The sequence below is a fragment of the Streptomyces sp. NPDC088766 genome (assembly GCF_044750845.1).
Classification (GTDB): Bacteria; Actinomycetota; Actinomycetes; order Streptomycetales; family Streptomycetaceae; genus Streptomyces.
This window is the reverse complement of record NZ_JBIVKQ010000040.1, coordinates 13446-36736: the sequence shown is the minus strand read 5'-3', so window position 1 is coordinate 36736 and position 23291 is coordinate 13446. Positions and strand designations below refer to the sequence as shown.

The 23291-nt window shown below is 71.9% G+C and carries 18 protein-coding genes; 7 read left to right on the top strand and 11 right to left on the bottom strand.

Annotated features, from left to right (window positions below):
* Positions 1-31 precede the first annotated feature (31 nt).
* From ACIP5W_RS34290 to ACIP5W_RS34275, 4 genes are all read left to right on the top strand, one after another.
* Entirely contained in the window at positions 32-262 is a 231-nt protein-coding gene (locus tag ACIP5W_RS34290; protein WP_401481741.1) for a hypothetical protein, read from the top strand.
* Positions 263-328: 66 nt separating this feature from the next.
* Positions 329-850 (top strand): hypothetical protein, encoded by a 522-nt coding sequence (locus ACIP5W_RS34285; RefSeq protein ID WP_401481739.1) that lies wholly within the window; start codon positions 329-331, stop codon positions 848-850.
* A complete protein-coding gene (locus ACIP5W_RS34280) occupies positions 850-3135 on the top strand; it encodes a DUF6571 family protein (RefSeq protein ID WP_401481737.1) in 2286 nt (761 codons plus the stop codon). Before ACIP5W_RS34285 ends, ACIP5W_RS34280 begins: the two co-directional genes overlap by 1 nt.
* Before the next feature lie 82 nt (positions 3136-3217).
* Positions 3218-3715 (top strand): hypothetical protein, encoded by a 498-nt coding sequence (locus tag ACIP5W_RS34275; RefSeq protein ID WP_401481735.1) that lies wholly within the window; start codon positions 3218-3220, stop codon positions 3713-3715.
* Between the two features lie 115 nt (positions 3716-3830).
* Here the strand turns inward: ACIP5W_RS34275 and ACIP5W_RS34270 are convergent, their stop codons facing one another.
* The 7 genes from ACIP5W_RS34270 to eccB form a co-directional block, all read right to left on the bottom strand.
* Positions 3831-4133, bottom strand: a complete 303-nt coding sequence (locus tag ACIP5W_RS34270; RefSeq protein ID WP_401481733.1) for a WXG100 family type VII secretion target — start codon at positions 4131-4133, stop codon at positions 3831-3833.
* Positions 4134-4210: 77 nt separating this feature from the next.
* Entirely contained in the window at positions 4211-4549 is a 339-nt protein-coding gene (locus ACIP5W_RS34265; RefSeq protein WP_382782798.1) for a WXG100 family type VII secretion target, read from the bottom strand.
* Between the two features lie 93 nt (positions 4550-4642).
* On the bottom strand, positions 4643-5848 hold the full coding sequence (locus ACIP5W_RS34260) for a S8 family serine peptidase (protein WP_401481730.1): 1206 nt from the start codon (positions 5846-5848) through the stop codon (positions 4643-4645).
* 93 nt (positions 5849-5941) lie between these two features.
* Entirely contained in the window at positions 5942-7648 is a 1707-nt protein-coding gene (locus ACIP5W_RS34255) for a hypothetical protein (RefSeq protein ID WP_401481728.1), read from the bottom strand.
* Entirely contained in the window at positions 7648-8082 is a 435-nt protein-coding gene (locus ACIP5W_RS34250; RefSeq protein WP_401481726.1) for a hypothetical protein, read from the bottom strand. The genes ACIP5W_RS34255 and ACIP5W_RS34250 overlap by 1 nt, the downstream gene beginning before the upstream one ends.
* Before the next feature lie 163 nt (positions 8083-8245).
* The gene (mycP, locus tag ACIP5W_RS34245) at positions 8246-9523 is read right to left on the bottom strand and encodes a type VII secretion-associated serine protease mycosin (protein WP_401481724.1); all 1278 of its coding nucleotides are present in this window, start codon (positions 9521-9523) and stop codon (positions 8246-8248) included.
* Positions 9524-9537: 14 nt separating this feature from the next.
* Positions 9538-11064, bottom strand: coding sequence for a type VII secretion protein EccB (gene eccB / locus ACIP5W_RS34240; RefSeq protein ID WP_401481722.1), 1527 nt, complete (start codon positions 11062-11064; stop codon positions 9538-9540).
* Positions 11065-11262: 198 nt separating this feature from the next.
* On the opposite strand from eccB, the gene eccE reads away from it, so the two are divergent.
* From eccE to ACIP5W_RS34225, 3 genes are all read left to right on the top strand, one after another.
* A complete protein-coding gene (gene eccE, locus ACIP5W_RS34235; RefSeq protein ID WP_401481720.1) occupies positions 11263-12597 on the top strand; it encodes a type VII secretion protein EccE in 1335 nt (444 codons plus the stop codon).
* Complete coding sequence (locus ACIP5W_RS34230; RefSeq protein ID WP_401481718.1) at positions 12594-13355, top strand: hypothetical protein; 762 nt, start codon at positions 12594-12596, stop codon at positions 13353-13355. Before eccE ends, ACIP5W_RS34230 begins: the two co-directional genes overlap by 4 nt.
* A 348-nt stretch (positions 13356-13703) precedes the next feature.
* Positions 13704-17003, top strand: coding sequence for an SCO5717 family growth-regulating ATPase (locus ACIP5W_RS34225; protein WP_401481716.1), 3300 nt, complete (start codon positions 13704-13706; stop codon positions 17001-17003).
* Between the two features lie 73 nt (positions 17004-17076).
* On the opposite strand, the gene ACIP5W_RS34220 is transcribed toward ACIP5W_RS34225, so the two are convergent.
* The 4 genes from ACIP5W_RS34220 to rbfA form a co-directional block, all read right to left on the bottom strand.
* Positions 17077-18027 carry a bifunctional riboflavin kinase/FAD synthetase gene (locus ACIP5W_RS34220; protein WP_401481714.1) on the bottom strand — a complete coding sequence of 317 codons (951 nt, stop codon included), beginning with the start codon at positions 18025-18027 and terminating at the stop codon, positions 17077-17079.
* A gap of 170 nt (positions 18028-18197) precedes the next feature.
* Positions 18198-21632 (bottom strand): trypsin-like peptidase domain-containing protein, encoded by a 3435-nt coding sequence (locus tag ACIP5W_RS34215; protein WP_401481712.1) that lies wholly within the window; start codon positions 21630-21632, stop codon positions 18198-18200.
* Positions 21633-21914: 282 nt separating this feature from the next.
* Positions 21915-22820, bottom strand: a complete 906-nt coding sequence (gene truB, locus ACIP5W_RS34210; RefSeq protein ID WP_401481710.1) for a tRNA pseudouridine(55) synthase TruB — start codon at positions 22818-22820, stop codon at positions 21915-21917.
* Positions 22817-23269 (bottom strand): 30S ribosome-binding factor RbfA, encoded by a 453-nt coding sequence (gene rbfA, locus ACIP5W_RS34205; protein ID WP_363092033.1) that lies wholly within the window; start codon positions 23267-23269, stop codon positions 22817-22819. The genes truB and rbfA overlap by 4 nt, the downstream gene beginning before the upstream one ends.
* Positions 23270-23291: the final 22 nt, after the last annotated feature.

The following is a 23291-nucleotide window of genomic DNA, read 5'->3' as shown; positions in this document are numbered from 1 at the left end:
TGTCGTGCCCGACGTCGGGAGGGACGTACCGATGGCCGGTGTGGGGGTTTTCCTGCTCCTGTTGGCTCTGGTGATGGCCGGGCTCGGCTCGGCCGACCAGCGGGCGCTGTGGTGGCGCTTCCAGGCGAAGCGGTTCCGGGACCCGGCGGCGAACGAGCCGTCGGACTCGGCGTACCGGTCGCAGCGGGTCGCGGCCTTCCTGTGCGCGGCGTTCATGGTGGGTCTGGCCGTCTGGACGTTCTCGCTGGCCGCTGAGATGTGAGACGAGGCCGGTACCGCCACGGGCCGCCCGTGTCCCGTCGGGAACCACCACGAAAGGTGTACACGCATGGCGTGGGAAGAATGGGAACAGCTGAAGGCGGAGGCTGCCGCGGGCGGCACGCCCCACATGCAGCTGAACCAGCTGGACCCCGGCAGCGGCCCGGTGCGCCCCGCGCCGGATCCCGGTCAGTACGGCGAGCTGAGGGCGGGCCAGAGCGACCTGGCGAACATCGGCAGCCATGCGTTCGACCTGTACAACGACCTCTGGGACAAGGGACGTCGAGCGGTTCCCACCAGCGAGAGCGCCGCCGGCAAGCTCACCGGGGGCGGCTTCGCCCTGGGCAGCGCGCTCCGGCATGTCGCGCTCCGCTGGGACGAGCAGCTGGGGTCCCTCCGGGACGCGTGCGCGCACATCTCGAACCACATGACCGTCACGAAGAAACTGCACGCAGACGACGACCACTACATCCGCCGTCAGATGAGCAGCATCGACCTGTTGGACGCGGGGTTCGACGAGCGCGTCGGTGAACCGGGCGAACCGAACCCGGTGTACGGCGAGAAGGACGACGAGAAGGGCAAGAAGGACTGATGGACCTCGACGCCCTGCGCACAGCCGACTTCACTCTGCTCGACGACGCCGTCGGCGACTGGTCGACGATGGTCGGCGACCTGGAAACGCTGATGGACTCCGCCGAGAAGGGCCTGCACGTCGCCGCGAACAAGGCCAACTGGGCGGGGTACAACGCCACCGTGTCCAGGGAGTTCATCGGCAAGACCGCCGGTGAGTTCGCCGACGCGCACAGCCAGGCATCGTCCATCCACAAGATCCTCGCGGACACCCGCGACGAACTGAAGCTCTACAAGGGGCAGCTGACCGACGCCATCGAACGGGGTCGGCGGAAGAACCTCACGGTGATCGGCTACGAGGGCGGCTTCACCGTCACCACGAACGTCCCGCCGGAGGGCCGCTCCCAGGAAGACCGGGACAACAAGGGCGACATCACCGCGCTGCGCGACGAGATCCAGGGCATCCTGGACAAGGCCACCGAGAGCGACACCACGGCCGGCAGCGTCCTTACGGCCATCGCCGACCGGAGCAGGCTGGGTTTCTCGGACGTCGACTACTCCGACCGGGACTCCGCGGCCAAGGCGCTCAAGGACGCCGAGGAACTGGCGGACCTGGCGAAACAGAAACCCGAGGACCTGTCACCCGAGGAGTTCGACCGGCTCGACAAGGGCCTCAAGGACCACGCCGGCGACGAACTGTTCGCGGAACGCTTCGCCGACCGCCTGGGAGCGCGGGGGACCCTGGACCTCTGGACCGGCCTCAACGACCCGCACAGCGCCTGGAAGGTCGGACAGGCGCGGGTCGACCAGTACGACGACCTCCAGAAGAACCTGAGCCTCACGCTCGCCACGGCCACGCAGAGCGACAACGCCGCCATGACGACGTGGAAGTCGAACATGATCGACCTCGTCGACAAGCCGGTCGGCCGCAGCGGCGGCTTCCCGCTCGGCGGCCAGGTCATGTCCAACCTCATGCGGTGGGGCGACTACGACGACCGGTTCCTCGTCGACTACGGCGACAAGCTGATCGAGACGGAGAAGAAGTTCACGGGCAACGGCCGTCACGGCGCCTGGCAGCGCACGGGCGGCGACCCACTCCTCAACCGCACCGGCACCGACTCGGGCTGGGACCCGATGACGGGTTACCTCAAGGCCCTCTCCAACAGCCCCGACGCGGCCACGGAGTTCTTCAACGACGCCTTCGTCACCAAGGACGAGGACCACGACTTCACCCACGACACCGACGGCGACGGCAAGCAGGGCCGGCGGACCCTGAGCAACTTCGACTACCTCTTCGAAGAGCGCGACTGGCCCCAGGACCAGGACGACAAGGGCGAGGACAGCATCGCCGGGCGGAACTACCTGGCCGCGGCACTGGAGGCGGCCACTACGGGGCATCCGGCCGGGGAACAGCCCACGGTGGACACGCCTGCGCACAATGCGGGGCAGGCGAAGCTGTTCGAGAACATCGTGGCTTCGATCTCAGAGGACACCGGACGCCTCACCGATCACAGCTATATGTCCGACAGCATCGGTCAGATCACGTCGGAGTATCTCCCGGACATCAATCGGGCGATGACGGACGACGCCGATGAAGACACGAACAGGCTGTTCCCCGCGGCCGGAGCCGCCGCCTCACTCAATCATCGGGACGTGACGGCACTCCTCGTATCCGTCGGGCAGAACCCTGAGGGCTACGCGGCCGTCGAGGTAGGGAACAAGGCCTATATGGCAAACCTGATGGACTACCACATGAACCCGAATCTGGCGGCGGGCGAACGGTACTCCAAGGACACACAGTTCGCCATCGAGCAACTTGCCCATGGTTCGGGCGAGATTTCGGGGACCCTCGCCATCGGACGTCAAGAAGCAGTCGCCGGTCCCGCCAAGGAATCCGACGACGCATACGACGAATCCGTCTCACAGTGGAAAAACGCCATCTCCGGCGGCATCGGAACAGGTATCGGCGTCGGTGTCACGTTCATCGCGAGTCCAGTCGGCGGTGCCGTGGCCGGCGGGGCGGCCAGCACTGTCAGCAGCATGATCCTCGAGGAATTGTTCCAGAACGCGAAGGGCCATGCGCAGGATGACGCCGGAGCCGTCATGGGGGAGAAATGGGAGAGCGGCCTCGAAACGAACTCGGCGTACACCGAGCGGGCTGCCGAACTCGCGGCCAAGGCCCACGACCGCACCGACCTGCTGGATGACAGCATCGACGAGAAGGCGCGCGCAGCAACGCAGAGGGGCTTCAGGGACGCGGGCACGAACACCGCGTACATGGCACCGCACCTCAAGACCGACATCTGACCTCATGCGAGAGGGACTCTTCTTGTTCCGGCTGCGACCCAATCACCCCGCACGATCCGTCCGAGTCTCGGTCTCCGCCGTCATGGCGCTGGCCGGATCACTGGCACTCTCCGCTTGCTCAGGCGGAGAAGAAGAGAAGAACTACACGACGCCCAGCGCTCTCTGCGGCATTTCACTGGACCCCGAACTGCTCGACGGTTTCCTTCCAGAGGGTGACTCCGTCTCCGTGAAGCCCTCGTCTCCCAACGGGGGCACGAAACGCTGTGACCTCGTCATCGACGGCAATGTCTCAGTTCGGCAGACCCAGACGTGGTGGAGCAACGGGGAGAGCGCATCCACTGTCGCCGCCGCGTACGACAAGATGGACGACGGCCAAGTGACCGACGACAATCGCTATCTTTATTCGGGTACGGGTGCCGTGGGCAAGACCGCGACATCGTGCAGGTCCTCGGATCATCCCGATCAGAACCTGTATGCCGTGATCCAGGTGTTCACCCCCGATCGATCCGACTCGGGCGCGATGAAGAAACTGATCATGGCCTATACGAAGGCACTCGAAGACTCCAGCGAGTGCGGCTGATCGCTCTCTGGACCACCTCCCACCGCAATGCGCGGCCAGAGCGTATGCCGACCTGAAGTGACGGGGTGGGCACCTCCCGTGCGTGCCCACCCCGGTTTCGCGTCTACGCTCTCGCCTACTGGAAGTAGCTCGCGCCCTTCAGGTCGCCGCCGCGGTAGTCGCCGCCGGCGGTGTGGACCTTCTGCGAGATCTGGACCAGCGCCGCGTGAATGCCCCGCGCGTGCTTGTTCCACTCCTCGCTCTTGCCCTGGAACGCCTGGAACGCCTCGCCGCCCCAGCCCGCGGACACGTTGAGCACGGCCTGCCTCAGGGCTTCGAGGTCCTCCTCGAGCTTCTTGGCCTGGTCGCCGAGTTCGGTGGCGAGCGCGTCCATGGTGCCGTACGTGACGGCGAGGTCGTCGTAGTGGGCTCCGGTCATGTTTCCTCGTTTCCTTGAAGGTTCAGCCGGACTGCGCAGCCCGGAAAACGGTGTGGCTCAGTACCGCCACCGACCCGTCAGTAGCTGTTCAGCGCCGACGTCTTCCCGCCCAGGTCCTCGACCGAGATCTGCTTGAGGTCGGCCTCGATCTGGTCCTCGAGGTTGCGCTTGTCGGTCTTGTTCATGTGGATGCCCTCGAGGAAGTCGTCGAGCATCTTGCCGATCGCGACCATGTGGCCGTTGATCTCCGTCTGCTTGACGTTGAACGCGTTGGCGCCCTGACCCGTCCAGGCCTTCTCGATCATGTCGATCGTGCCCTGCAGCTTCGCCAGCGAGGCCCGGATGTTGTCGTACCGGTCGATGACTTCCGTCTGGAGCTTCTGTACGTCGCCGTCATTAAGCTTGCGGTCGACCATTTCGGCACCCCTTTTCGTATGAGCTGTGGTTCGTTTCTGCGTGCGTTTCCGCACCAGAACGGTTGTGTGCGGCTGGCCGTGGTACGTCGCTCGTCATGCGCCGCGCCGTGAACGCACCACCGCGAAGGCGCCACCGCCGATCACCAACACGGCCGCCGCGGCTCCGAGGGTGACCCACATCGTGGTGTTGTCGTCGGAAGAATCCGAGCTTGATCCTGCCGCCGAAGTCTGGCCGCCTGAAGGGTTTTTCGAGGGCTGTGACGAGGTTGATGCGGAAGGGGAGGTCGGCGTGTCACCCGTGACGCCCGCAGAGTTCTCCTTGGCCAGCGGATCGGTGTCGGCCGCGCCGGGATCGAAGTTCTTGTTCTCCAGCACCTTGCGGGGGCGGATCAGGCCGTATCCGAGATACGTGCTCGGATCGTCCTTCGCCCAGTCACGGCCGGCGGTGTCGATCAGGCTGGCGAGGACCTGGTTCGCCGTCCAGTCGGGATGGGCGGACCAGATGAGGGCGGCGGAGGCGGAGGCGATGGCGGTGGCTTGGCTGGTGCCTTGGCCTGTGCAGTACGAGCGGAGGGTGTTGTCGCACCATGTGGGGACGTTCAGTCCAGGGGAGGCCAGGTCAACATAGTTCCCGTACTCCGAGAAGTCTCCGGCTTTTCCATTCTCGTCCGATGCGGCAACTCCCACGACATAGGGGTACGCAGCCGGATACCCGATAGGGGCCTTCCGATCCGCATCATTTCCCACGGCCGCAAACATCAACTTGCCCTTGGACTGAGCATATTTGACGGCCGCCGCCTCCTCCGGATTGTCACCAGGACTGCCGTAGGACATGCTGATGATTTTGACGTCGCTTTCAGCGGCGGCTCTGATTGCCTGGGCAGAGGTTGCAGTCTTCTTCCGCTCTGCCGCACCCTTCAGGTCGTCGGTCTTGATGCGGTAAGGGACAATCTTGGCTTCGGGGGCAAGGCCCTTAAGTCCCTCACCAGCACCGGTACCAGCGATCAATTCAGCCATGGTGGTTCCGTGGCCCAAGTAGTCCTGTGTTGCGCCGTACCCAACGGCAGGAGACACCTCATTGGCGAGTACCTGTCCCTTAAGAGATGGGGTGTCAGGGTTGACCCCGCTGTCAATGACGGCGACCTTCACACCCTTACCGGTGCTCACCTTCCACATCTCCTCGGCTTTCATCGCCGACAAATACCACTGCTGCGACTGAACGTCGGCGGCCGAAGCGCTCGGAGCCAGACCTGCCGAGAGGATTGCCAAGACGCCGAGCGCTGAACAGACGGCGGACACCCGTCTCCCGTTTCGCCCCGCGAAAGACGTGCTCCGCCCACCGCGTCGGCTGATCCCTGCCACCATGCCTCTGCCTGTCCTCGCTCTTGTCGGTCAGTCGGTCGACGACACGTCATCGCGCTGTTCGTCCCGGCGCGAACGTTTCTTGTCGGAACGCTGACTGCGTGCGGCACCACGGGGCACGCCCGGATCACCTGACGTGTTTCCACCGTTCCTGTTTCCGGGAGTTCGACCCTTCGGCGTTCCGACCACGCCTTCAGTGCTGCCGACCGGGCGGCGAACCGTTCGTCCCGAGCCCGCGCCCGTCGTCGGGCCAGACTTCCCGATCACCCCGCGCTGGCCGGGCCTCTCGCCCATAGCCCGCGAGGTCGGCGCACCCTCACCACCGACGACCGTGCCGCGCGGCAGTCTGGAGCGGTTGGTACCGGAGGCGCCGCCAGTGACAGGCCTCCCGCCAACGACCCCATCACTGGTACGCCCGGTCCCGGAACGTCCGGCGCCTGTGCGTCCGGGATTAATCGCACCCATGCCGGTGACCGGGCCTCGGGGGACGCCCCCGGTACGTCCAGCCACCTGCCCTCCAGCTTTTGGTACCCCACCGACAACGCCACGCCCCATAGGACCCGCGCCACGTCCGCCTGCCTGACCTGGCACGGACACACGTCCCGTCGGTCCCGTTCCCGTACGCCCTGCCGCAGCGCCACCCGGCATACCACCGACCCGTCCCTGAGCCGAGGTAGGAAGCTTGCTTGCCGGCACACCTCCAAACCCTGAGGTACGCCCCGACTGTCCTCGAAAGGTTGGAGGAACGCCTACAGGGGCAATAGGTGGAGTTGTTCCCAACGGAGTTCCATTGGGAACAGCCGTCGACGAGGGGCCTACGGTCGTCGGCTTCGCTGCATCCTGTGGCGGCAGTGTGCCGACGCTGTCGATCTGCGTACCGACGTGGCTCTCGGGCCGTGTTAGAGGATCGGCCACCCCTCCTGTGGGCGGCAGGGAAGATTCGGGCCGCGATCGCTCGGTCGTGGCATTCACGGAGTGATGCACTCCTTGTTCCACGCCACTCGAGCGAGGGCGGAGGCTGGCCTTCTGCTCCCCGGGAGGCTGCTCCCCCCTGACACTTGTCGGCGTCGGTACCCCCACATCCGGCATCTTCGGAAACACCGGTTCCTCGGCCAGTTGCATCATCCCGCTCGACACCGTGTAGAACGAGGCCAGTCGGTACATCTGGTTGATCGCCTCTTGGCGGTCCTTCTCGGCCTTGAGCGCTGCCGTGTAGTCCTTGTTGGAGTCGACCTGCGCGGGCACCGGGAAGTCGTCGACCGTCTTGCGGTCGGTGCGGGTGTCGCGCGGTGGCATGGACTTGCGTACGGAGGCGAGGCCGGAGCCCGCCGCCAGGATCTGGGTGCCCACCTCGTCGGCGTAACCGGCCAGCGCCAGTGCCGTGGTGGTCAGGTCCATGCCCCAGTTGTAGAAGGCGGTGTGGGCCTCGCCCTCCCAGTCGACGGCGCCGAGGTTGCGGCTGAGTTCGTTGGCGGCCTCGTTGATGGCGTCCCGGGCGTCGACGAGGGCCTTGGCCGCGCTCTCCAGCGTTTCCGGGCTCGCCGACTCCACGATGTCGATCATCTCGTTGAGGTCGTGGCCCTCGAAGTTGCTCGTGCCGAAGTTGACGGGACTGCCGCCGGAGAAGGGGCTGACCGCGGCGGCCACGTTCCTGACGTTGTCCACGGTGGAGTTCTGCTGGGCCGCGTCCTGGCGTTCGGCCTGGTAGTGGTCGGGCTTCTTGCTGCCGCCGCTCATCAGTACCCCGCGTCCGTGTGGTCGGCCTTGTTGTCGCGCTTGAGGTGCTCGTTGAGCATCTCGGTGCGGTCCCGGTTGACCTCGGTCCGGATCTCGTGGAACCGGTAGCGCAGGTCGTCCTCGAGATTGTCGAAGGTGACGTCCACGCCGTGGACGGCGATCTGCATCGCCTCGAGCTGGAGGCCGAGCGACTTGGAGAGCGTCGTGATGCGCTCGTGGACGCGCTCGTACTCCAGGTGAAGTGTCTTCGCTTCCGGGAAGTCGCCCGTCCCGAAAGCGGTCTCCGACAGGCTGTGCGCCGCGACCTTGGACGAGCCGCCCGCCGAGTCCTCGAAGGCGGTCAGCAGGTCGTCCACGCGCTTCTTGAACGTCGAAAGCGCCATCAGGCCACGCCGTACGTCGGCGGCACCACCGCCCATGTCTGCAGGAAGCACGAAGCCTTCCCTCCCCGTTCCCCGTTGTCGGCGACCGTGCTGAGCAGCCCACGCTCCTCAGGTGTTCATGACCGCAACATCTCCACTGTAATGACTTCCTCCGACAGCCCCAACTGTCATACGAAACAGGTCTGCTACTACCCGCCGGGGCTCCACGGATTCTTCACGGGGGGCAATCGGCGGCCGGCAACCGGCGCTGTCCCTGCTCCGTCCCCGCGATCCTCCGGGCCCGGCGCCGTGCGTCGCGGATCGCCACCGCCGTGCCGCCGAGGCCTGCGACGAGAACCGCCGCGGCCACGGCCACGTAGGTGGCGAGGCGGGCGTTGCGTTCGTCGGGGGTCTCGCCCACCTGGAACTTCGCGGCCGTCGGGGCCTTGGCCCGGGCGAGGCCGTCCTGGGGGCTGGGGGACTCGATCGGGTGGTCGTCCTCCGTCAGGGCGCGGACCGGGTCGACGACGCCCCAGCCGACCAGGCGGTCGTGGCCGGCGATCGTGCGCTCGGCGGTCTGTTCGATCTGGGCGACGACCTGGCCGGCGGTCCAGTCGGGGTGCTTGGCCTTGATCAGGGCCGCCACGCCCGCGACGTACGGCGCCGAGAAGCTCGTACCGTTGTCGGAGCAGTGGCCGCCCTGCGGGACCGTGGAGATCATGTCGACGCCGGGGGCCGCCACGCCGACGAAGTCGCCGGACTGCGAGAACGAGGCGCGTTCGTTGTTGCGGTCCGAGGCGGCGACCGCGAGGACGCCCTCGTAGGACGCCGGGTAGGTCTTCTTGGTGTTGCCGCCGACGCCGTCGTTGCCGGCCGAGGCCACGACCACGATCTGCCGGGCCAGCGCCTCGTCGATCGCCTTCTCCAGGTCGGAGTCGGGCCGGGCCGCCTGGGAGGTGTCCTGGGAGATGTTGATGACCTGGGCCTTGGCCTGGACGGCGTAGCGGATCGCGTCGGCCAGGGTGCCCGTGTCGCCGTGGCCCTCGGCGTCGTTCTGCTGGATCGGGATGATCGTCGCCTCGGGCGCGAGGCCCACGAAGCCGGTGCCGTCGGCGGGGCGGGCCGCGATGATGCCGGCGACCTTGGTGCCGTGCCCGACGGTGTCGGTCGTGCCGTTCTCCGCGCCCCGCTCGATCGGGTCGCCGTTCTCGTCCTTGAGGTTCCTCGGCAGGAGGTTGCGGCCGCTCTTGGCATCGACCGCGCCGGTGAGCTGCGGGTTCTTGACGTCCACGCCGGTGTCGACGACCGCCACCCGCACGCCTTGGCCCTTGGACTGGCTCCACAGTTCGTCCAGGAGGACGCGCTGGAGGGACCAGGGGCGGCCCGGATACAGGCCGTTGGGGAAGCTGCACTGGTCCGAGTAGGGCAGTTTGCCGGCCGCCTCGGCGGGGGGCGCGAGGACCGTGGCCGTCGTCAGCAGCGTCGCGGCCGCCGCCAGTGTCGTACGAAGCACTGCCGTCCGCCTCCTCACGATCCCTGCGGCTGGCGTGCCGCGGCCGTCGACAGGCGCGGGCCCGTGGGCAGGAACTCCGACCAGGCGGCGGGGATCGGCGCCGGGTCCACGTCCTTGTAGCCGAGCCGGTTCTGGGCCTGCTGCGCCTCGCGCTGGAGCTGCTCGCGTTCCTTGGCCGTGGTGCCGATCCCGGCGTCGTCCGTGGCGCTGTCGGCGTTGGACTGGAGGACGTAGCGCAGGCCCGTGTCGGTGACGAGGAACACCGGTCCGGTCTTGGTCTGTTCGCCCTGGAACTGGCGGTAGAGCTGGCCGGAGCCGGGGGTGACGTAGGCGCTGGAGGCTCCGGTGGGCAGCTTGGCCGGGTAGTCCGTGCCCACCCAGGTGCTGAGGGTGGTGGCGCCCGAGCCCGCGTCCACGTCGCGCAGGACGTTGCAGATCGTGCTGCGGCTGCCGGAGGCGGCCGACGCCTCGTTGACGGGCACCGGGTCCCCGGTCGGCCAGTTGTGCCCGGTGCCGAACGCCTGGCCCGGCACGATCGCGCCGGGGCTGACCTCGTGGGCCTGCCCGGCCTGGCCGAGAGGGGCCAGTTCCTCGCTGAACAGCAGCAGTTGGGCGATGAAGGCGGAGATCGGGGCGACGCGGCCGGGCAGTACCACGTAGTACTGCTCCGCGTTGTTGTCGAACGCCTTGAGGACCATGCCGACCTTGTTGACCGACGCGTCCAGCTGCCCCGGTGCCCCGGCCGCCGCGCCCGGCTGCCCGGTGACCGCCGGGAAGGTGATCGCGTCGCCCGGGTGCAGGGTGGCCAGCCACTCCGCGGAGACCCGCTGGGGCTCCCGGCCGGAGCCGACCACGGCGCGCAGCAGCAGTTCGTCGCTCTTGTCGACGGGGTAGAAGGCGCCGCCCGCGTCCACGACGTACCGCTTGCCGTCCGGGTCGGCGATGTAGAGCAGTTGGCCGCCGTGCAGGCGGCCCTTGCCGTCGGTGAGCTTCATGTCGCGCGAGGAGAGCACCAGCGCGGCCTTCTGGACGGAGCCGTCGTCGCCCGCGCCCGGACGTTCGCAGACCACCCAGCGTTTGCCGGTGCCCGCCTCGGACGCCGGGGGCAGCCGGTCCGGCGCGTACGGGATGCCGATGGTGACGCCGTGCGGGATCTTGCCGTTGTCGAGGACGGACTCGGCGACGGTCACGACGTCGCCGCGGCCGTCGGCGAGGAGCAGTCTGGCGGAGGCCATGTTGAGGACGGGGTGGAGCTGGACCTGGCCGTCGGTCTTCAGGACGACGTACCGCGTCGTGGACTTGCTGGCCACGATCACCTTGGCGTTGGGCTCGTCCCAGCCCTTGGGCGCGGTCGGCTTGAACATGCCCCACGCGCCGAAGACCGCCATGACGATCACTCCGACGACGATGCCCGGCAGGACGGACCGCAGGGGTCGTGGCGCTCCCTCCTCCGAACCGTCGGGCGACGACTGCAGGAAGGCCGCGAGCATGCGGCGCTTCGCGAAGGTGTAGGCATTGAGCTGATCGCGCCGGGATGCCATCTGTCTGTGTCTCTCCCCGTTTTCCGTCCGGGCCGCACGCGCGGGTGACGCGGTCCCCCGCCCCCGATGTCGGAGCGGCCCCCTACTATGCCTGGTATCTGCGGGGACTTGGGGAGCGGGTAGGGTTCCCGGGCCGTCAAGTGCCCTGTGGGGTGCTGATTTGCGGGCGAGTCGTGAGCAGAACGGGGAGATGGAGTGATGGCTTCGGGAACGCGCGTGCGCTCCGGTGGCCGGTCGCGGACGCGGGGCTCCTCGGCGTCCGGACCGCAGCCGCCGCGGGTGTCGCAGCGGTCGGCGACGTCGGGGGCCCCGGGGGCGCTCCATCTCAAGGTGCGTTCGGGGGCCGCCGGGGCGTTCCGGCTGCAACGCCTCGTCCTGTGGGAGACCGCGGCCGCCGTCCTGCTGGTCGGCTGGGTGATCGGCCCGGTGGCCCTGGGCGCGGCCGGTGTCGTCGCGGCGGTGCTGGTGGTGCTCTCGGTGGCGCGCCGCCGGGGCCGTTCCCTCCCGGAGTGGCTGGCCACCGCGCGGGCGCTGAAGGCACGCCGCCGGCAGGCCGCCAAGCTGGAGATACCGCCCGGGACCGAGCCGGGGTTCGCCCCGGCCCTGGAGTGCGACCCGAGCCTGCGCACCTACGAGTACGGCAGCCGTGACCGGCGGCCCGTCGGGATCGTCGGCGACGGCACGTTCGTCACCGCCGTGCTCCAGGTCGAGGCGGACGCGACCGCGCTGCGGGCCGAGCGCAGCCGGCAGCCGCTGCCGCTCGCCCTGGTGCACGACGCGCTCGACGTGGACGGCATCCGTCTGGAGTCCGCGCAGATCGTGCTGCACACCCAGCCCGCGCCCGCGCTGCACCTGCCGCGCCAGTCCGTGGCCGTCGCCAACTACGCGCCGCTGCAGGAGCAGACCGGCGCCCCGGCGGTGCGCATCACGTGGATCGCGTTGAAGCTGGACCCGGAGCTGTGCCCGGAGGCCGTCGCCGCACGCGGCGGTGGTCTCGTCGGCGCGCAGAAGTGCGTCGTGCGGGCGGCCGACCATCTGGCGAGCCGGCTGACCGGCGCCGGGTTCCGGGCGACCGTGCTCGACGAGGAGGGGCTGACGGCCGCCCTCGCCACCTCGGTGTGTGCCAACCCGCTGGTGACGGCGGAGGCCGGGCGGACCGGGGCGGTGGACCGGCGCACCGAGGAGTCCGGCCGGAGCTGGCGGTGCGACAACCGGCGGCACACGACGTACTGGGTGCGCCGGTGGCCCGCGCTGGGCGGTGACGGCGGTCCGTCGCTGCCGCAGTTCGTCGCCCTGGTCACCGCCGTCCCGGCGCTGGCGACGACCTTCAGTCTCACCCTCGCGCGCGGCGAGCGGCAGGAGGTGTCCCTGAGCGGACACGTCCGGGTGACGGGACGCAGTGACGACGAACTCGTGGCGGCCAGGCGCGCGGTGCAGGGCGCGGCCCGGCACACCGGCGCGGGGCTCGCCCGCCTCGACCGCGAACAGGTGCCCGGCATCCTGGCCACACTGCCCCTCGGAGGTGTCCGATGACGACGACGGCACGGACCGGCGGGCCCGAGCCCTCTTCCGGCGTCCCGGGACACCGGTTGCCGCGCGCCGGCTTCGGGCTGATCGGTCCGCGGCACGGGCGGCACTCGGTGTCCATGGATCAACTGGGCGCGCTGGCGCTGCCGATCGGGGACGACGGCGTCGTCATCGGCGTGGACGCCGAGGGCCGGCCCGCCGTCCTGGGCATCAACCGGCCCACGCCGTACGACGTCGTCCTGATCGGAGGTCTGTGGACCGCCCAGGTGCTCGCGCTCAGGGCGGCGGCCACCGGGGCGCGGGTGGCCGTGGAGACGGGCCGGCCGCAGGCGTGGGCGCAGATGGTGCACGCCATGGGCGGCGGGCAGAACGGCCTGGCGGTGTACGAGGTCGGCCGGGTGCCCCCGCAGGGCGCGTCGGCGGGCACCCCGGTGCTGGTGGTGCGGGACTGCGGGATGCGCCCGCCGCGCGGACGCGTCGCCTCCGGGCCCTGGCAGTCCGTGCTCACCCTGCTGCCGTACCTCTCCCCGGTCGCCCCCCGGCTGCTGCGGCAGGCCAGGCTCGTCGGCGTGCAGCGGATCTCGCCGGACGAGTCGGCGGAGCTGGGCCGCGCGTTGGCGCTGCCGCGCGCGGACGTGGAGGCCCTGCCGACGCTCGCCGACGGCTTCACCCTGTGGTGCGCCGACCGCGACCGGCAGTACGTGATGACGCAGCCGACGGACGCGGAGATCGGGCTGCTGGGCACACCCCGTCGTATGGACTGAGCAGCTCCGCGGCTTCCCCGGTTTCCCTCTTTCCGGCTGCCCCGTAAGGCAGTTGTGATGTTATGGCCGTTTTGCCGGGGCGTGACGCATGCGAGCTCACTCGTCGGGAGGCCGGTGACGTGATGGACTGGTGCCGAGGGTGGGCGGGCCTGCCTGGGCGGGGCATCCGATGATTAGGCTGGTGCCGGGCGCGATGCCGGAAACCGTGGGGTGGGCGTCGGCGTCCCGGGGGGAAGCCGGTACTTCGGACGACCTCAGACGACCCCAGACGGCCTCGGACCACCGCGTACGACGAGAAACGGTCGCCCCGGCACGGCTTGAGGGTGCTCGACCACACCAGGAGGAACTGTGAGCAGCGATCGGGACGGGATCCGCGGGGGCTGGGCCACACCCGGCGATGACCAGACCGACGCGGAGTCCGCCATCGAGACGACGGGCGAGTTCACCATCGACTACGCGCCGCCCGCTTGGTACACGCAGAACGCGGCGGGCGACTCGGGGCCGACGACCGGGTCGGGCGCCGGATCGGCCACGGGTGCCGGTGGGTCGGCTCCGCCGGCCCACCCGAACGTGACGCCCGGAGCGCCGTACGCGCCTCCGGGCCCTCCGGCGTCCGGGGCTCCCTTCACACCGCCTGCGCCCGCACCGGTCACACCGCCTGCGCCCGCACCGGCGCCCGCGTCCGAACCGGCGGCCGGGCCCGGAGCGCCGTACCCGCCGCCCGTGGCTCCCGCTCCGCAAGCGCCGTTCGCTCCGCCCGCGCCGCCCGTGGCCTCGCCGGCTCCCGTCGGTGAGCCGGTCGCCGTGCCCCGGCTGCCGGCGGACGCCGGGTTCGAGCCGCAGCAGCCGCAGCCACAGCAGCCGCAGCCTCAACCCGCGGTGCCCGTCGCCGGGGAAGAGGGCGGTTCCGGGAACGGCGATCTCGAGAGCGGCGCGACCATGCGCTTCTCGGCGGTCGCCCTGAAGCGGCAGATCGCGGAGCGGGCCGAGACGGCGCACCCGACGGCCGGCAGCGGGACCGAGGCCGACGCCACGGCCCCGGCGGACGGCGCCGAGGCCGCGAGCGACGAGGTCCGCGAGACTTCTCCCTCCGAGGCGGAGGCCGAGGGGACGGGCACCGAGGGGACGGACGCCGAAGGGACGGACGCCGAGGCAGGGTCCGGCGAAGCGGCGCCCGAGGGCGCCGCCTCCGACGCGGCGGACGGGGTCCGGCAGGACGCCGGACCGACCGCCGGGGACGACGCGACTCCTGCGGCCGTGTCCGCCGTCACCGGGGATTCCGTCGCCGAGTCCGCCGACGAGGATTCGGCGGACGAGGAGTCGGCCGACGAGGACCCCTCGGACGGCGTGCCCGCCGCCGAGTCGGACGCCGGCCCCGCGGACGCGGCCGCTCCGCAGGACGCTCCGCCCGCCTGGGCTCCCCCGCCGGCCCCGCAGAGCGGGCTGCCGCCGCTGCCGCCGTCGTACCAGCCCGCCGCGCCCGCGCCGGCGGCCGAGTGGCCGGCTCAGCAGCAACCGCAGCCGCCCGCCCCCGCACCGGCCGCGGCGGCTCCGCAGCCACCCGCCCAGCCGCAGGCTCAACCGCCCGCGCCGGCGGCCTGGACCCCTGCGCCGCCCGCCACGCCGACGGCGGAGCCCGCGCCCCAGCCGGCGTACGGCTTCCCGCAGCCCCCTGCCACCCAGCAGCCGGGCCACCAGCCCGTGCCCGGCGCGCAGACCGGTTACGGCTTCCCGCAGCCCCCGGCCCCCGCGACCACCCCTCCGGCCGGGTACGGCTTCCCCCAACCTCCCGCCCCTGCCGTGCAGCAGCAGCCGGGCCCCCCGCCCGCACCCAACTCCCAGCCGGGCTACGGCTTCCCCCAGCCCTCGGTGCCCAACTCCCAGCCGGGCCAGGGCTTCCCGCAGCCCCCGGCGCCCACGCCTCCCGCCGCCCCCGGGGGTTACGGCTTCCCCCAGCAGGCCCGGACCGCCCCGGAGCCGCCCGCGCCCGGCCCCCACCAGGCCGCGGCCCCTCCTGCCTCGCCGGCGCCGACCGCCCCCGCCGGCTACGGCTTCCCGCAGCCCTCGCCTCCGCCCCCAACCCCGGCCACGGACGCACCGCAAGCACCGCAGGGCCCCCAGCCCCCTCAGGCCCAGCCCGGTACCCCCCACCAGGCGGACGGCCACCCACAGTCCGCCCCGCCCCAGGGATTCCCGCAGGGCTCGGCCCAGGGTTTCCCCGGACAGCCGCCGCACGCGGCACAGGTGGCACAGCCGTCGCAGGGAGCTCCCGCGCCCCAGCCTCCCCAGGCCCCAGTCGACCCCCGGGCCGGGGCCGCCTGGCCGCAGCCGATCCAGCACGATCAGCGGCAGCCGGTCAACCCCGGTGCCGCACCGCTGGGTTACACCGCGGCCGTCGAGCTGTCCTCCGACCGACTGCTCAACAACAAGAAGCAGAAGGCGAAGAGCAGCCGTCCGACCGCCGGCGGCGGCCGGTTCAGGATCGGCGGCAAGAAGGAGGAGGCCGAGCGGCAGCGGAAGCTGGAGCTGATCCGGACCCCGGTGCTGTCCTGCTACCGCATCGCGGTCATCAGCCTCAAGGGCGGCGTCGGCAAGACGACCACGACCACCGCGCTCGGCTCGACCCTCGCCACCGAGCGGCAGGACAAGATCCTCGCGATCGACGCGAACCCCGACGCCGGCACGCTCGGCCGCCGGGTGCGGCGCGAGACCGGGGCCACGATCCGTGACCTCGTCCAGGCGATCCCGTACCTCAACTCCTACATGGACATCCGGCGGTTCACCTCGCAGGCCGCCTCCGGCCTGGAGATCATCGCCAACGACGTCGACCCGGCCGTCTCCACGACGTTCAACGACGAGGACTACCGGCGCGCGATCGACGTGCTGGGCAAGCAGTACCCGATCATCCTCACCGACTCGGGCACCGGTCTGCTCTACAGCGCCATGCGCGGGGTGCTCGACCTCGCGGACCAGCTCATCATCATCTCGACGCCGTCGGTGGACGGCGCGAGCAGCGCCAGCACGACGCTGGACTGGCTGTCCGCGCACGGGTACGCCGAGCTGGTCTCGCGCTCCATCACCGTCATCTCCGGCGTCCGCGAGACCGGCAAGATGATCAAGGTGGAGGACATCGTCAGCCACTTCGAGACGCGGTGCCGGGGTGTCGTCGTGGTGCCGTTCGACGAGCACCTCGCCGCCGGTGCCGAGGTCGACCTCGACATGATGCGGCCGAAGGTGCGGGAGTCGTACTTCAACCTCGCGGCGATGGTCGCGGAGGACTTCGTCCGGCACCAGCAGATGCACGGCCTGTGGACCAGCGACGGCAACCCGCCGCCGGTCGCCGCCCCGCCCCTGCCGGGTCAGCCCCAGCCCCAGCCGTACCAGTACCAGGCCCAGCCGCAGCCGCAGCCCGGCCAGCCCTACCCCGCCGCGCCCCAGCAGCCGGGCGGGCCCTACCCTCCGCAGGGCCAGCCGCAGCCCCAGCCGCCGCACGGCCTGCCCCAACAGCCGTACCCGCAGGCGCCGCAGCCCGGCCGGCCCTATCTGAACCACGACCAGCAGTACCAGCAGTACCAGCAGCAGCCCGCCTACCCGCCCCACCCCCAGGGCCCGGACGGCCAGACCCCGCCCCCGCCCCCGCAGCAGTAGCGGTAGCAGCGGAAGAAGGGCGGCCGGTGTCCGATGACACCGGCCGCCCTTCGCCGTCGTGGGAGCGGGCGGGCTACCGGCCCGCCTCCGCCACCAGCTCCCGGCAGCGCTTCACGTCCACCGCCATCTGCTCGAGCAGCCCTTCCAGGGACTCGAACTTCGCCTGGCCGCGGACGAAGGCCAGGAAGTCGACGGCCACGTGAAGGCCGTACAGGTCGAGGCCGACGCGGTCGATGGCGTACGCCTCCACCGTGCGCTCGGTGCCGTCGAACTGCGGGTTGGTCCCGACGGAGATGGCGGCCGGCATCGCCTCGTCGCCCACGTGCAGCCAGCCGGCGTAGACGCCGTCGGCCGGGACCGCGGTGTGCGGGAGGGTCTCCACGTTCGCCGTGGGGAAGCCGAGTTCCCGGCCGCGCTGCGCGCCCCGCACGACCACGCCCTCGACGCGGTGCGGCCGGCCCAGGATCTCCGCGGCGCCCCCGACGTCGCCCTCGGCGACCAGGCGCCGGGTCAGCGTCGAGGAGAACGGCTCGCCGCCGCCCGCGTCGCCGCAGACGAACAGGTCGACGACCTCGACCTCGAAGTCGTAGACCTTGCCCTGCTCGGTGAGGAACTCGACGTCGCCCGCGGCCTTGTGGCCGAAGCGGAAGTTGGGACCCTCGACGACCGCCCTGGCGTGCAGCTTGTCGACCAGGACCTTGACGACGAAGTCGGCGGGCGACAGCTTCGAGAACTCGGTGGTGAAGGGGAGGACGAGGACCGCGTCCACGCCCAGGTCCGCCATCAGCTCGGCGCGGCGGTGGTGCGGGGCGAGCAGCGGCGGGTGGCTGCCGGGGCGCACGACCTCGCTGGGGTGCGGGTCGAAGGTGACGACGACGCAGGGCACGTCCAGCTCGCGGGCCCGGTCCACGGCGTGCCGGATGATCAGCTGGTGTCCGCGGTGGACGCCGTCGTAAGAGCCGATGGTGACGACGCTGCGCCCCCAGTCCTGGGGGATGTCCTCCAAGCCACGCCAGCGCTGCACTGTGACCGCTCCTCGAACCTGTGTCCGTGTTTGTCGTGTGGTGGTGTGTTCGTGTGTTCCGTTGACCGCGTACGCAGCTCTAAGGGTGCCATGCCGGGTGTCTCCGGCCCGCATCGGGCTTGGGCGCTGTGACTCGCCCCACTGCCTCGGACCGTCGGCGTGGCCCCTGATCAGACGGTGACCCGCGCACCCGCCAGGTGCTCGATCGTGCGGCGGGCGCCCGGACCGACCAGCGCCTCCCACTGCGCCGGCCGTCCGGCGAGCCAGTCCACGAGCTGTGCCGCGAAGCCGGGGACGTGGCGGGCCAGGTCGACCAGGCCGCGGTCGAGGCGGGCGGCGCCCTCCGGGGTGCGACTCAGCAGGAGGCCGGTGCGGTGGACGAGGACGCGCAGGTCCGGGCCGCTGAGCCGGCCGACCGCGTGCAGCACGGCGTCCAGGACGGCGACGTCGTGTTCGTGGGCGAGCAGGAAGTCCAGCAGTTCGCGGCGGAGGTCGCCGGGTCCGGCCAGGACACCGGCCAGGGCGGCCCGCACCGCCTCGGATCCCCCGTCCAGCAACCCGGTGACCAGCGGAAACAGTACGGCCGGGGCGGGCTGTCCGAGGTCGAGGCGCTCGTCGAGACACGCGGCGAGGTTGCCGACGGCCTCCGGGCGCCGCTCCAGGACCTCGCGCAGGAGCGGGGCCACCCGGCGGGCCAGGGCGGGCGTGGCGGCGTCGACCAGGGCGCGCAGCAGGGGTCCGGGGTCCGTGCCGGGGCGGTCCAGCCGGGCGCGGCAGGCCTCGAGGACCGGTTCCGGGTGGGTGGTGAGGGCGGTGAGCAGCGCGCTCGGGGGCAGGTCCGGATCCTCCCGCGCGAACCGCTCCAGGGCGCGTGGAAGGTGCCGGCCGCGGGCCTCGGGGTCACGTACGAGGAGGGCGAGGGCGGCGCCGTGGAGGTCCCGGTCGGCGGGGTGGGCGAGGACGGCTAGGGCGGCGTACCGCAGCAGGTCGCGGTCGGGGCGGGTACGCGCGTGTGCCGCCGCGTGCTGCCCGTACGCCATCGCCGCGGCCCGCCGCTGCGGTCGCTCGTCGTGCGCCCACCGGTCCACGGCCCGGCACAGCGCGGAGGGCTCCTCCTCGGCGAGCACGGCGAGGAGTTCGTCGCCGCGCGGGTGCGCGCGGTCCGCGAGGACCTCGGTGAGGTCGTCCAGGCCGCGGTGCCGGTGGGTGTGCAGCAGGGCCTGCGCGGCCGTCGCCACGGTGGCGTGCGGTGTCGCGGGAAGCGGCCGCTCGTCGTCGAACCAGAGCGCGAGCAGCGGCTGTACGGCGGTGGCGTCGTCGGCGAGCAGCCGGGCGACGGCGTCGAGGTGGCGGGGTACGTCCTCGGCGTCCGGTGCCGGGTCCGTGAGGACCAGCCGGCGCAGGAGGTCGAGGCGGAGGCCGGCCGGGAGCGGCAGGGCGGCCCAGAAGTCCGGGCCGAACCCGGCCGGCCGGTCCGGCCGGCCGGACCGGCTGACGACGAGGTCGGCCAGGAGCCGCAGGACGCCGGCGTACGGGGTCGCGTCCGGGACGCGCGGCAGGGTCTCGGCGAGCAGCCGGGCGGCCCACCAGGACTCCGGGTCGGCCTCCAGCGCGTGGGTCAACTCCGTGAGGCGCAAGCCGAGTTGCCGGGTTCCCTGTTGCCGGCCGAGGTGCAGCAGCGCCTGGACGACGGGGCCGATGCGGTGGTGCGGGACGGGCAGCGGGTGGGTGCCGTCGGCAGTGCGCGGGCGGTGGACGAGGACACGCAGGGCCTCGTCCAGGTCGAGGTGGAGGCCCTGGAGCCAGTCGGCGAGTTCCTCGTGGGCGAAGCGGTAGCCGCCGCCGGCGGGCACCAGGAGCCCTTCGGCGAGGACGGCGGACGCCCAGCCGGTTCCGCCACCGAGCCGGGCGGGCGCGGGCCCCCACGGGAACACCGCCTCGAACGAGGCCCGGTCCAGCTCGCCCTGCCCCGGCCCGAGGCTGCGCCGGGCCGCCTCGTGGACCTGTCCGGCCACCTTCGCGGCGAGCAGGCGTACGGCGGTGCCGCGCACGCCGTTCTCCGCGGCCAGCCGGACCGCGATCCGCAGGCACAGCAGGTCGAGGTGGGCGGCGAAGAGGTCGTCGCGTCCGACGGGTGTGGTGTGGTCGGTGCCGGGGAGGGCGGCGCGGACCTCCGCGTACAGGCGGAGGGTGAGGGGGTGCCGGGCGTCGGGGCCCGCGAGGGCGGTGTCCGGGACGCCGAGCCGGGCACGGGCCTCCTCGGCCTCGGCCCCGGTGAGGCCGCCGAGCGGGACGCGGGGCGGCAGGTCCCGGTCCGCGCGGCCGTGCAGCACGCCCGCCGGGAAGTGGGGGCCCGCCTGCTCCCAGTACTCCGCCCGGCACGCCACCACCAGCCGGGCTCCGGTCTCCCGCAGCCAGCCGACCGTGCCCTCGGTCCACTCGGGGAGGCGGTGGGCGAGGAGGGGCGGCATCTCCTCGGGGCCGTCGAGGAGGAGCAGCATCGGGCGGCCGGCGGCGCGGGCGAGGTCGGCGAGCCGCTGCGGGGTCAGGTCGTCGGGGGCGGGGACCGGGCGGGACGCGGCGACGATCCGGGCGGCGCGGGCCAGCGCGCGACGGGCCGCGTCGGCGACGGAGCGGTCCGTCTCCCGCAGGTCGGCGCCGCGCAGCCACAGTGTGGGCGCCGGTTCCGGGCCCCGGGCGCGCCGGCCGGCGAGGGCCGCGAGTTCGGTCGTACGGCCGCTGCCGGGGGCGCCGACGAGGGCGAGGACGGCGGCCCGGCTCTCGGTGAATGCGGCGAACTCCTGCGCGGGCAGGGCGCGTTCGACGGCGGCGTGGGGATGGGCGGGCGGTCCGTCGGAGCCGACGGAGGTGGCCGCGAGTTCGAGGACGCCCGCCAGGTTGAGGTCGGCGCCGTAGGCGGGGACGGTGGCGGCGTTGCGGGCGAGCAGGTCGGCGAGGGGGCCGCCCGGCGGGCCGGGGCGCAGGGGGACGGCGAAACCGGTGTCGTGGTGGTCGGAGCGCAGGGCGGTGCCCAGGACGGCGACGACGGCGCCGGTCTCCGCGTCGAGCACGGGCCCGCCGGCCGCGCCCCCGCCGAGCCGCAGCGCGTCCCGCCCCGCCGTGCCGATGGCCAGCTCCAGGCAGTGCGGGAGGCGGTGGAAGCGGTCCGTGGCCGTGTACGTCACGGAGGTCGCCGTCAGCACCCGCGCCTCGCGCCAGCAGCCGGCGGCCAGCCGGACGTAGGTGCCGCTGTCGACGCCCTCGCGCACGGTGACCGGCAGGGGGGTCGCGTCGAGGCCCTGGGTGCGGACGAGGGCCAGGTCCAGCTCCGGGAGCGGGGTGACCTCGTCGGCGGTGACGACGCAGCCGCGGTCGCCGGCGCCGAACAGGACGAGGCGGGTCAGGCCGTCGACGGCCTCGTGGCTGGTGACGACGGTGCCGTGGTGGTCGGCCAGGAAGCCGGTGCCGCGGAGGCGGCCGGCGAGGTCCTGGACGCGGACCGGCGAGGGTTCGGGGAAGGCGCGCGGGTCGTCCTCGTGCGCCGCCCGGGGACCGTGCCGCGGTGTGTCGCGGCCGTCGCCGGTGCGCGGGCCCCGTCCCGCCATCGCCGTACCTCCCCGCCACGCCCGCGTGCCCTCCGGTCGACGGTAGGCGCGCGGTGATCGGCGGGACAGGCCGCGACACGAACGCGCCCCCGTGCACTCCCTCGGTTCACTCCGAGCGCCCGTCCGGACGGGTGAATGAACGGGGCTCGTCGGACGCAGCCTAGAGGTGGGGGAACCGAGGGGGGCCCGTGGAGCGGCGGCGGAGCGGGACCCCGTGGCCGCCGCTCCACGGGCAGGGCGGAGCGTCTCCGGCATGATCCGCCGGACCGGCCCCGGGAGGCCTCAGCCGAAGACGGCCAGGCTCTTGGCCTTGCCCTTCTGCTCCTCCACCAGCGCCAGGAAGCGGCCTTCGGGATCGAAGACGCCGACCGCGCCGGCGCCCGCGTACTCCTCGGGCATCTCCAGCCGCACGCCGTTGAGGAGCAGCCGGGCCCGCCGGTCGTCCACGTCCCAGCGGGGGAACGCGGCCGCGGCGGCCTCCGCGATCGGCATCACCGTCAGCTCCTCCTGGAGCTGGTCGAGGGTGCGGGCGGAGTCCAGCTTGTACGGTCCGACGCGGGTGCGGCGCAGGACCGTGAGGTGACCGCCGACGCCCAGGCCGGCGCCCAGGTCGCGGGCGAGGGCGCGGATGTAGGTGCCGGAGGAGCAGACCACCGAGACGATCAGGTCCAGAACGGGGGTGCCGTCCTCGGCGACGGCGTCCCGGACGTCGTACACGGTGAACGAGGAGATGGTCACCGGGCGGGCGGGGATCTCGAAGTCCTCGCCGTCGCGGGCCCGCTTGTAGGAGCGCACGCCGTCGATCTTGATGGCGCTGACCTTGGACGGGACCTGCATGATCCGGCCGGTCAGTTCGGCGATCCCGGCGTCGATGGCGTCCCGGCCGACCCCGGAGGCGTCGGTGGCGGAGGTGATCTCGCCCTCGGCGTCGTCCGTCAGGGTGTTCTGGCCCAGCCGGATCGTCCCCAGGTACTCCTTCTCGGTGAGCGCGAGGTGCCCGAGGAGCTTGGTGGCCTTCTCGACGCCGAGGACGAGGACGCCCGTGGCCATCGGGTCGAGGGTGCCGGCGTGGCCGACGCGGCGGGTCCTGGCGATCCCGCGCATCTTGGCCACGACGTCGTGCGAAGTGAAGCCCGACGGCTTGTCGACGATGACAAGGCCGTCGGGCGGGGTCTGCTTCCGGTTCATTCGGCGGCGTCGTCCGTCTCGTCGTCGTCACCGGGCTTCTTGTACGGGTCGGCGCCGGCGGCGTACCCGGCGCCCGCGGACACCTCGCGCACCCTCTCGTCGGCCTGCCGGGCCCGGTCGAGGAGGTCGTCGATGGTGCGGGCGTTCTCCGGGAGGGCGTCGGCGACGAAGCTCAGCGTGGGCGTGAACTTCACGCCCGCCGCGCGGCCGACCTCGGAGCGCAGGACACCCTTGGCGCTCTCCAGGCCCGCGGCCGCGGCGGCCCGCTCCTCGTCGTCCCCGTACACGGTGTAGAAGACGGTCGCCTCCCTGAGGTCACCCGTGACGCGGGTGTCCGTGATGGTGACGTGGGAGCCGAGCCGCGGGTCCTTGATCCCGCGCTGCAGCTTCTGCGCCACCACCTCTCGGATGAGGTCCGCCAGCCTCTTGGCGCGCGCGTTGTCGGCCACTGGTCCGTCTCCCGTTCTTTCT